Here is a 10,222-nt window from a genome sequence, read left to right as displayed (position 1 = left end):
CGCGGGACGGGCGCCGGCGCCAGTGCCGGCGCGCGCGGGCGCGTGGACTTTGYCGTGACCGGCGCCGGCCGCGGCTCGTCGCTTGGCGCCCCGCGCGCGACGGGCCAGCCGTCGACCCAGTCGATACGGTCGAGCAGCGCCAGGCGCCGCGTCAACTTGTCGCGCGCGCTGAAGAACGGTTCATTGATATCGATGCCGTGGTAGATCGTCCACCATTGGCCCGCCGCATCGGGAAACACGGTGTTGTGGCCGACGCCCACCCAGCGATTGCCGTTCTGAAACAGCACGCGGACGCTGCCGGCTGCACGGTTGGCGGTCGGGCTCATAGTGGCGGGCTGTCTTCGAGAACAGGTTCATCACGAGCACGCCCGCGACGATCAGCACGATGCCGGCCAGCGCGGCCGTATCGAGTTTTTGTCCATACATCAACCAGCCGGCCGCCGTGATGAGGACGATGTCCACGGCGGACCAGACGGCGTAGGCGACGCCGAGCGGGATCGTGCGCAGAGTGAGCGACAGGAAATAGAAAGCGAGCCCATAGCCCACCACGACGAGCGTGGCGGGACCCAGGCGCGTAAAACCGGCGCTGGCCTTCAGTCCCGTGGTAGCGACGGTTTCCGACAAAATGGCGATCGCCAGGCAGATCCAGTTGTTTATCGAGACTCATTTGTTGCCGGATTATGAACAAAGGTGTCGCCCCGTGCCAACTCGAAGGAGGCCTGCCGCGCGCGTCACAATGCGCTCTGGTATCATGACACCTGTTTCCGCTTCGAATCCCCGACGCCAACGATGCCTACCAGGATGTTCACCCGCATGGCCGCCGGCCTGCTGCTCGCGCTGCTCGCGGGCGTGGCTGCGGCGAAGGATGCGGTGCTGCGGCCCTGGCCCGCGGGCCAGCCGACGCCGGCCCTGCAACTGGTCGGCCTCGATGGCCGGGCCCGGGATCTCGCGAGCCTGCGCGGCAAGGTGGTCGTCGTGAATTTCTGGGCCAGCTGGTGCGGGCCCTGCGTGGACGAGCTGCCGGCGCTGGGCACGCTGGCGGAACGCGACGGCGTTACCGTTGTCGGCGTGAATTACAAGGAGCCGCTGGACACGATCGAACGCTTCACCGCCGCGCATCCGCTGCCATACACCGTGCTGCGCGACCGCACGGGGGAGGCGTTCAAGCGCTGGACGCCAGGCGTGATGCCGACGACGATCGTCGTCGATCGAAGTGGCCGTGCGCGCTGGCGCACGGTGGGTGAAATACCGCCCGACGACACCCGGCTGCGCGCCGCCATCGATGGCCTGCTGGCGCCGCGGGCAGACCGAGAACAACACAACCAGAAATAGGGAAAAGCCATGCAAGACCTCAACGTCAAATTCGCCCGCCGTGCGCTGCTGAAAGCGGCCGGCGGCCTCGCGCTGTCCTCCGCTTTGCCCGGGTCGCTGTTCGCCGCAGAACAGGAACAGGAACGCCATTTCGATCCGCGTCCGGGCGACTGGAAGAGCTACGAAGTCGTGACGAAGGTGGCGCTGCAGCGCGCCGCCGGTCCGTCGACCGTGTGGATCCCGTTGCCCTCGGTCGACACGGACTGGCAGCGCACCCTGTCGAACAACTGGTCCGGCAATGCGACGAAGGCACGCGTCGAGACCGACCCGCACTACGGCGCCCGCTTCCTCGTCGCCGAGTTCGACGGTTCGGCGCCGCCGGCGCTGGAAGTCGTGTCGCGCATCCAGACGCGCGACCGCGCCGAGWACTGGAAGACGCGCACGCCGGGCGGCGAGAGCGCCGAGGACCTGCGCGTGTGGCTGCAGCCGACCGACCTGATGCCGCTCGACGGCATCGTCAAGAAGACGGCGCTGACGATCACGAAGGGCGCGCGTACGGATGAGGAAAAAGTCCAGCGCATCTACGACTGGATCGTGCTGAACACGTTCCGCGAGCCGAAGGTCAAGGGCTGCGGCACGGGCGACATCAAGACGATGCTGGAAACCGGCAACTTCGGCGGCAAGTGCGCCGACCTGAACGGCCTGTTCGTGGGCCTGTCGCGCGCCTCCGGCGTGCCGGCCCGCGACGTCTACGGCATCCGTATCGCACCGAGTGCCTTCGGCTACAAGGAACTTGGCGGCAAGCCGGCATCGCTGCAGGGCGCCCAGCACTGCCGCGCCGAAGTCTACCTGAAGCAGCACGGCTGGGTCGCGATGGACCCGGCCGACGTGGCGAAGGTCATGCGCCAGGAAACGCCGAACTGGATCAAGGACCCGGACCATCCCGTCGTCGCCCCGGTCAAGCGCGCGCTGTTCGGCGGTTGGGAAGGCAACTGGATGGGCTATAACTTCGCCCACGACGTGCGCCTGCCCGGCTCCGTCGCCGGCAAGGTGGGCTTCCTGATGTACCCGCAGGCGCAGAGCGGCGGCGAAGCGTACGACTCGCTGAATCCGGACGCCTTCAAGTACACGATCACGTCGCGCGCCATCTGACCCGCATGTCCACGCTCGCCCGCCCGGCCACCCGCGACGCCGACGCCGGTACCGACCGCAAGGCCGGCCGGCTGATCGCCGTCGCGGTGCTCGCGTCGCTGCTCGCCTCCACGTGCTGCGTGCTGCCGCTCGCTCTCGTGCTGGTCGGTGTGACGGGCGCGTGGATGGCCAACCTGCAGGCCCTGAAGCCCGTCACGCCCTATGCCATCGCCCTCACCATCGGCGCGCTGGCCTGGGCCGGCTGGCTCGTGTTCCGTCCCCTGCGCCAGTGCGACGTGGCGGACGGCGTCTGTGCCACGACGCGGCCGCTGATGCGCCGCGTGTTCATCGCCTGCGCGCTGTTCGTCGCGCTGTTGCTGGGCTTTCCGCTGGTCGCCCCGCTGTTCTATTGAGGACCGATATCATGAAACTCGCCAGGACCCTCGCCTTCATCGCCCTYGCATCAATCGCTTCGCTCGCCATGGCGAAACAGCAGACGGTGCTGTTGAACGTGCCGACGATGGACTGCGCCACCTGCCCCATCACCATCAAGGCCGCCCTGACGAAGGTGCCGGGCGTCTCGAAGGTGAAGGTCAGCTATGAAAAACGCGAAGCCGTCATCGTCTTCGACGACGCCAAGGCCACCGTCGCCGACCTGAAGCAGGCGACGGAAGACGTCGGCTACCCGTCGATGCTGAAGACGGCGAAGTAACGCCAACGAACCGCATGCGTCACGCGTGGGCACGTTTCATTTGGRGCCCCCGGCCCCAAATGCCCAACCTACCGGGGTCGCGAAACAGGCCGTGCATCGATGTCAGGGCGCATCCAGCCAGCCGAATTGCCAGCTCCAGGGCATGTCGTCGGGGCCGAGCGCCTGGCGGCCCAGTTCCGGGAACAGGCGGTCGGCGCGCACGTCGTTCGACAGCATCACGACGCAGCGCTGACCCGTTTCCATGCACAGTACGAAACCGGCCGTCGTGTCGCTGTGGCCGCCCTCGAACCAGCCGGGGCCCGAGCGGTCCTCGAACGCGACGACGCCGAGGCCCGCCGCCAGCTTCTGCGGCCACGCGGCCTCGGCCCCGTCCAGCGTCGGGAATTGGTGGCGCGCGACGATCGGCAGCCAGCCGGTGGCGAACGCGGCACGCGTGTCCGGACGCAGGCCGTCGCCGCGCATCATGCCGGCCCACAGCTTCGCCTGGTCGGCGATCGTCGTCTCCATCGAACCGGCCGCACGTACGCGGTAGTGCCGCTCGTGCGGCTGCGTCGCGCCGTCGAAGCCATACCCTTCGGCCACGTTGTCCGCGAAGTCGGCGCGCCAGTGCATGCTCGTGTTGCGCATGCCGAAGCGGTCGAACACCCGCTTCTGCATCTCCTGCCCGACGTCCAGGCCGAGGCCCCGTTCGACGACCATCTGCAGGACCATGTAGCCCTCGCCCGAATAGGCGTAGCGGCTGCCGGGGTCGAAATGGATGCGCAGGCGGCCATCCGGTTCCAGCCAGCGCTGGTTGGCGAAGCCGCCGCCGTGCGCCAGCAGGATGCGTGGCGTGAGCGCCTGCCAGCGCGGGTCCGCGGCAACGTCGGAAAAGTCGGAGGAACGTTCGCGCCGATACTGCGGCTGACGGGGCAGCAACCGCGCGACGGGCGCGTCGAGGTCCAGCTTTCCTTCATCCGCCAGTTGCAGCAGCATGTAGGCGAAGGCGGGCTTCGTCAGCGCGCTGCCGTCCATGATCGTGTCGGGCGTCAGCGGTTGCCAGACGGCCGCGTTGCGCATCCCGAAGGTCCGCACGTTCCTGACCTGCCCGTTCTCGATCGTCGCGTAGGCCAGGCCCTGCACCTGTTCCCGCTTCATGACGCGCTGGATTTCCGGGTCCGACAGTGAGCGCAGCGGCCGCAACGGCGGCGTGCAGCCCGCCAGCGTCATCAAAGCCACACCCGCCGCCAACCACGTCCCGACCCGCATCCCGCTCTCCATGACCCGACCGGCGCCGCCCCGCGCGGCGCCACAGCCGTCATGATGCCATGAGAGCGCTAACTTCGACAGGTCGCCGACACTGCACACGCTCGCCCGGTTGCGGACAGTCGCCCTCCAGTAATCGGTTTCAACAATCAAAAAGTTGTTCCAAAAACAGCATTTTCGGGTAGACTCGTGCGGCCTACGAGAAAAAAGAAAACAGAGATGACTACACCCATCGAACACGTCGTTGTGGTCGGCGGCGGCTCCGCCGGCTGGCTGGTCGCGGCCGTGCTCGCGGCCGAGCATCCGCGCCTTGCCGTTACGCTGGTCGAATCGCCCGGCGTGCCGCCGATCGGCGTCGGCGAAGGCACGTGGCCCTCGATGCGCGAGACGCTGCAGCGCATCGGCGTGTCGGAAGCGGCATTCTTCCGCGCATGCGACGCCGCATTCAAGCAGGGATCGCGCTTCGAGCGCTGGCTCGACGGCAGCGACGGCGACGTCTATTTCCACCCCTTCTCGGCCCCCCAGGGCTATGGCGAGGCGAACCTCGCGGCCGCGTGGCAGCAGCGCCACCGCGACGTGCCGTTTGCGGACCTCGTGAGCTACCAGCCGCACCTGTGCGTGCAGGGCCGCGCGCCGAAGCAGCCGCAGACGCCGGAATACGCCGGGGTCGCGAACTACGGCTACCACCTGGATGCCGGCAAGTTCGGCGTCTTCCTGCAAAAGCACTGCACGGAAAAGCTGCGCGTGCGCCACGTGCTCGCCCACGTCGTCGACATCCTGCCCGCCGCCGACGGCGACATCGCCGCGCTGCGCACGCGCGAGGCCGGCGTCGTCGAAGGCGATCTGTTCGTCGACTGCACGGGCATGGCGTCGCTGCTGCTGGGCGGCCACTATGGCGTGCCGTTCGTATCGCAGCGCGACGTGCTGTTCAACGACCGCGCCCTCGCCGTGCAGGTGCCCTACCCTGCGCCGGACACGCCCATCGCGTCGCAGACGACGTCCACCGCGCAATCCTGCGGCTGGATCTGGGACATCGGCCTGCCCACGCGGCGCGGCGTCGGCCATGTGTATTCCAGCGCACATTGCAGCGACGACGAAGCCGAGCGCACGCTGCGCGCCTACCTGCAGGCGACCGGCATCGGGGGGAACATCCCGGCGCCGCGCAAGATCGCATTCGATCCGGGCTACCGGGCCCGCTTCTGGGAGCGCAACGTGGTCGCCATCGGCCTGTCGGCGGGTTTCATCGAGCCGCTGGAAGCCTCGGCGCTCGCGCTCGTGGAATTGTCGGCCGCCTGGCTGGCGGACGACCTGCCAGCCAGGCGCAGCCAGATGGACATGATCGCCGCGCGCTTCAACGAGGCATTCACATATCGCTGGGAACGCACCATCGAATTTCTCAAGCTGCACTACGTGCTGTCGAAGCGCACGGACTCCGCGTATTGGCTCGACCACCGTACCGCCCACACACGCTCGCCCCGTCTGTCCGACCTGCTCATGCTGTGGCGGACGCGCGCGCCGTCGCGCCGCGACTTCCCGCGCATCGAGGAGATCTTCCCGTCCGCCAGCTGGCAGTATGTCCTGTACGGGATGGGCTTCCGGCCGGAGTTCAACGAGCGCGCGTCCGACCTGCCGGACCGTGCCGACCAGYATTTCCGCGAGGCCGCGCGGCTCACCGCCCGCATGCTCCCGCAACTGCCCGCGAACCGCGCGATGCTCGACCACATCCGCCAGTACGGCATGCCCCAGCAATAAATACAACGACAACAACGAGAGACTACGAACCGATGGCCAACCACGCCCCCCTGAACAACGTCGTCCACAAAAACCTGCGCATCGTCACCACGCGTGGCGCGGCCTATGGCGACGCCGTGATGTCGGCACTGACCTTCCCCGCCGAATTCCGCGACCTGCAGGCCTGCTACCCGATCGTCTTCGCACCGGACGGCGACGGCGGCTACGACGCGCTTGCCCTGCTGGGCTTCGAACAGGGCGAGAACCTGTTCCTCGGCCCGAACGGCTGGGATGCGCCGACGATCCCCCTGACCATCGAGCGCCAGCCGTTCATGATCGGGCGCGGCGGCGACGAGCCGTCCGTCCACATCGACCTGGACAGCCCGCGCGTGCGCGACGGCGGCATCGAGGGCGAAGCGCTGTTCCTCACCTATGGCGGCACCAGCGAATACCTGGAGCACATCACGTCCGTGCTGCGCACGATCCATGACGGCGTGCGCGCCTCGGAAGCATTCGTGGCCTCACTCGTCGAGCTGGAACTGCTCGAACCGTTCGTGCTGGACGTCGAGCTGGACGACGGTTCGCAACACCGCCTGGCCGGCTTCCACACGATCGACGAAGACCGCCTGGCGACACTGTCGGCCGACCAGCTCGCGCGCCTGCACCGCGCCGGGCATCTGCAGGCCATCTACATGGCCGTGGCATCGCTGGCCCAGTTCCGCGGCCTGATCCAACGGAAGAACCGTGCCAATGACCGCCAACGTTAAGCTGGTGCGCGAGGTTGCGGCCGCCGACGGCAGGCTGCCGGACGAGATGCTGCGCGCGACCCGGCCTTACGTCGTGCGCGGCCTCGCCGCCGACTGGCCGCTCGTGCGCGCCGGGCGCGAGTCGGCCGAGGGCGCGGACGCCTACCTGCGCCGGTTCTATCGCGACGCCACCGTGAACGCGATGCTCGGCCCTCCGGACGTCAAAGGCCGCTTCTTCTACAACGACGACGTCACGGGTTTCAATTTCCACAACGTGCGCGCACGGCTCGACCAGGTGCTGGACGAGYTGGCCGTCCACCGCAGCCGTCCGGATCCGGGAGCCATCTACGTGGGCTCGACGTCGATCGACGGCGCCCTGCCCGGCCTGCGCGCCGACAACGACGTCGACCTGGGCGGGCGCAACGCGCTGGCCAGCATCTGGATCGGCAACCGCACGGTGGTCGCCACCCACTACGACCTGCCGGACAACCTGGCCGTCGTGGCGGTGGGCGAGCGCCGCTTCACGCTGTTCCCGCCTGACCAGTTGAAAAATTTATACGTCGGCCCGCTCGACTTCAACCCCGCCGGACAGCCGATCAGTCTCGTCGACGTGCGCAATCCCGACTTCGACCGCTTTCCGCGCTATGCCGAGGCGCTGGCGCACGCGGAGGTGGCGGAGATGGGACCGGGCGACGCGCTGTTCATTCCGTCCATGTGGTGGCACCATGTGGAAGCGCTGTCCGCCTTCAACGTGCTCGTGAACTACTGGTGGCGCCAGTCGCCGGACTACATGGACACGCCGACGAACGCGCTGATGCTGGCAATCCTGACGATGCGGGAATTGCCGCCCGCGCAGCGCCGCGCGTGGCAGGAAATCTTCCGGCATTACATTTTCGAACCGGACCCTGCGAATCTCGCGCATTTGCCGGACAATGCGCGCTATGCGCTGTCTCCGCTCGACGACGATGGCGCGCGCATCCTGCGCGGCCAGCTGCTACGCCGGATCAACAGATAAAAAAGCCAGGAGGAGATATGGACAAGAACAACGGACAAGGGCTCGGCCGTCCGATCCGCCGCGTCGTCATTGCGGGCGGCGGCACGGCCGGCTGGATGACTGCGGCGGCGCTGTCGCGCACGCTCGGCAAGGTCGTCGACATCACGCTCGTCGAATCGGACGACATCGGCACGGTGGGCGTGGGCGAAGCCACGATTCCCAGCCTCGTGCACTTCCACCGCCTGCTCGACATCGGCGAGCAGGAATTCATGGCCGCCACGCAGGCCACCTTCAAGCTGGGCATCAACTTCGAGGGCTGGCGCGCGCGCGGCGAAGACTACATCCACTCGTTCGGCACCACGGGCACGGACCACTGGACCGCCGGCTTCCAGCATTTCTGGCTGAAGGGCCGCGAACGCGGCCTGGCGGGCGATTACGGCGACTACTGCCTGGAACTCGTCGCATCCCGGGAAAACCGTTTCGGCCACCTGCCGAACGAGGGCATCAACTACGCCTACCACATCGACGCGACGCGCTACGCCCGCTACCTGCGCCGCTTTTCCGAACACTTCGGCACCGAACGCATCGAGGCGACGATCGCCACGGTCGACACCGATCCGGCCACGGGCCACATCACGGCTTTGGTGCTGGACTCGGGCACGCGCATCGAGGGCGACCTGTTCATCGACTGCACGGGCTTCCGTTCGCTGCTGCTGGGCGAGACGATGGGCGTGGAATTCGAGGACTGGTCGCAATGGCTGTTCAACGACAGCGCGATCGCCGTGCAGACCGAATCCGCCGGCCCGGCGCGCCCGCTGACGCGCTCCATCGCCCACGACTGGGGCTGGCAATGGCGCATCCCGCTGCAGCACCGCACGGGCAACGGCATCGTGTTCTCCAGCCGCCACGTCGACGAGGATACGGCACGCGCCACGCTGCTCGGCAACGTCGAGGGAAAGGCCCTGACGACGCCGCGCACGATCCGCTTCACGCCCGGCCAGCGCAAACGCGTGTGGGCCGGCAACTGCATCGGGCTGGGGCTCGCGAGCGGCTTCCTGGAGCCGATCGAATCGACCAGCATCCACCTGATCCAGCGCGGCATCGTGCGCCTGCTGCAGACGTTCCCGACGCAGGGCATCCAGCAGTCGGACATCGACGAGTTCAATGCGCAGACCGACGAAGACCTCCGCACGATCCGCGACTTCATCATCCTGCACTACAAGGTCACGAACCGGCGCGACACGCCGTACTGGCAGGAGGCGGCATTGACGCCCGTGCCGGACAGCCTGCGGCACCGCATCGACCTGTTCCGCGACAGCGGCCGCGTCTTCCGCCAGGGGGACGAGCTGTTCGCCGAAAACTCGTGGGTGCAGGTGATGCTGGGCCAGGGCCTCACGCCGTCCCGCCGGCATCCGAGCGCGGACCTGATGCGCGACGACGAACTGCGCGGCTTCCTGGACGGTATCCAGAACGGCGTGCGCCGCACGGTGTCGCAACTGCCGCCGCACCAGCAATACGTCGAGCGCTACTGCCCGGCCGGAAAACCCTGAGCACGACGGCGGCCTGCATCCCGGCCGCCGTCAACCGTGGCCGATGTGTTGGTACAGGATCAACGAACCGATCGCGATCAGCACCAGGCCTCCCGCGATTTCCGCGCGCTTGCCCACCAGCTTGCCGAGACCGCGTCCCACCATCACGCCCAGCGTCACCATGATGAAGGTCGACAGGCCGATGGCGCCGGCCGTCGTCACGATGTTCGCATCGATGAACGCGAGGCCGACGCCGACCGCCATCGCGTCGATGCTGGTGGCGAAACCCGCCACGGCCAACAGCCAGAACGAGTGCGACGACGGCTTCTCGTCCTCCTCGTCCGCGTTGGACAGTCCTTTATGGATCATGCGCAGGCCCAGCACGCCCAGCAGGGTGAAGGCGATCCAGTGGTCCCATGCTTCGACATAGGGTGCGGCGAAGTGGCCCATCGCCCAGCCGATGACGGGCGTGAGGCCTTCGATGATGCCGAAGATGGCGCCCGTGCGCAGGGCTTCGCGGAGATGGGGACGCTGCAGCGCTGCGCCCTTGCCGACGGCGACGGCGAATGCGTCGGTGGACATGGCGAGGGCGAGTGCGGCGGTGGCGAGGACATTCATTGATGATTCCAGTCGGGCAATGACGATGGCATGCCGGCGCGGCCCGATGAACGCGCAGGCATACCAAAGGTCTTGCCAACCGAAACGGCTGCCCGTACCACGCCGGCCTTGGCCAGCGAGTATGTTGATACGGGAACTTTCGCGAGCGCGAAAGCCGGCTACTCCCCAATGGAATGCGGGCATTCTACTGCATAACAGGCACCAG

Annotated in this window: 11 protein-coding genes, 1 pseudogene and 1 riboswitch; of the genes and pseudogenes, 8 read left to right on the top strand and 4 right to left on the bottom strand. The window is 67.5% G+C overall.

Annotation, left to right across the window (positions count from 1 at the left end; all coding sequences use genetic code 11):
* Together AC1DYX_RS06105 and AC1DYX_RS06100 are read right to left on the bottom strand one after the other, a co-directional pair.
* On the bottom strand, positions 1–239 hold a 239-nt coding region (locus AC1DYX_RS06105), incomplete at its 3' end, for a hypothetical protein (protein WP_477257319.1).
* Positions 240–327: 88 nt separating this feature from the next.
* Positions 328–657: pseudogene (locus AC1DYX_RS06100) on the bottom strand (DMT family transporter); the annotation flags it as partial.
* A gap of 132 nt (positions 658–789) precedes the next feature.
* Here AC1DYX_RS06100 and AC1DYX_RS06095 point away from each other — a divergent pair.
* Genes AC1DYX_RS06095 through merP form a run of 4 tightly spaced genes read left to right on the top strand, consistent with a single transcriptional unit; the run spans position 790 to position 3,154 of the window.
* Positions 790–1,332, top strand: a complete 543-nt coding sequence (locus tag AC1DYX_RS06095; protein ID WP_477257317.1) for a TlpA family protein disulfide reductase — start codon at positions 790–792, stop codon at positions 1,330–1,332.
* A 9-nt stretch (positions 1,333–1,341) separates the two neighbouring features.
* Complete coding sequence (locus AC1DYX_RS06090; RefSeq protein WP_477257315.1) at positions 1,342–2,463, top strand: transglutaminase-like domain-containing protein; 1,122 nt, start codon at positions 1,342–1,344, stop codon at positions 2,461–2,463.
* Positions 2,464–2,468: 5 nt separating this feature from the next.
* A complete protein-coding gene (locus AC1DYX_RS06085; RefSeq protein WP_477257313.1) occupies positions 2,469–2,855 on the top strand; it encodes a mercuric transporter MerT family protein in 387 nt (128 codons plus the stop codon).
* Between the two features lie 11 nt (positions 2,856–2,866).
* On the top strand, positions 2,867–3,154 hold the full coding sequence (merP, locus tag AC1DYX_RS06080; RefSeq protein ID WP_477257310.1) for a mercury resistance system periplasmic binding protein MerP: 288 nt from the start codon (positions 2,867–2,869) through the stop codon (positions 3,152–3,154).
* 102 nt (positions 3,155–3,256) lie between these two features.
* Here the strand turns inward: merP and AC1DYX_RS06075 are convergent, their stop codons facing one another.
* Positions 3,257–4,363, bottom strand: coding sequence for a serine hydrolase domain-containing protein (locus AC1DYX_RS06075; protein ID WP_477257321.1), 1,107 nt, complete (start codon positions 4,361–4,363; stop codon positions 3,257–3,259).
* Positions 4,364–4,618: 255 nt separating this feature from the next.
* On the opposite strand from AC1DYX_RS06075, the gene AC1DYX_RS06070 reads away from it, so the two are divergent.
* From AC1DYX_RS06070 to AC1DYX_RS06055, 4 genes are read left to right on the top strand one after another with little or no spacing between them, the layout of a single operon-like run.
* Positions 4,619–6,151 carry a tryptophan halogenase family protein gene (locus AC1DYX_RS06070; protein WP_477257308.1) on the top strand — a complete coding sequence of 511 codons (1,533 nt, stop codon included), beginning with the start codon at positions 4,619–4,621 and terminating at the stop codon, positions 6,149–6,151.
* A 32-nt stretch (positions 6,152–6,183) separates the two neighbouring features.
* Positions 6,184–6,897 (top strand): SapC family protein, encoded by a 714-nt coding sequence (locus AC1DYX_RS06065; protein WP_477257306.1) that lies wholly within the window; start codon positions 6,184–6,186, stop codon positions 6,895–6,897.
* On the top strand, positions 6,881–7,891 hold the full coding sequence (locus tag AC1DYX_RS06060; RefSeq protein ID WP_477257304.1) for a cupin-like domain-containing protein: 1,011 nt from the start codon (positions 6,881–6,883) through the stop codon (positions 7,889–7,891). The genes AC1DYX_RS06065 and AC1DYX_RS06060 overlap by 17 nt, the downstream gene beginning before the upstream one ends.
* A 17-nt stretch (positions 7,892–7,908) precedes the next feature.
* Positions 7,909–9,420, top strand: coding sequence for a tryptophan halogenase family protein (locus AC1DYX_RS06055; RefSeq protein WP_477257302.1), 1,512 nt, complete (start codon positions 7,909–7,911; stop codon positions 9,418–9,420).
* A 30-nt stretch (positions 9,421–9,450) separates the two neighbouring features.
* On the opposite strand, the gene mntP is transcribed toward AC1DYX_RS06055, so the two are convergent.
* On the bottom strand, positions 9,451–10,017 hold the full coding sequence (gene mntP, locus AC1DYX_RS06050) for a manganese efflux pump MntP (protein ID WP_477257300.1): 567 nt from the start codon (positions 10,015–10,017) through the stop codon (positions 9,451–9,453).
* A gap of 5 nt (positions 10,018–10,022) precedes the next feature.
* A riboswitch (yybP-ykoY riboswitch) is annotated at positions 10,023–10,196 on the bottom strand.
* Positions 10,197–10,222: the final 26 nt, after the last annotated feature.

Source organism: Massilia sp. P2_C2 (assembly GCF_056404615.1).
This window is presented reverse-complemented; position numbering and strand designations above follow the sequence as displayed.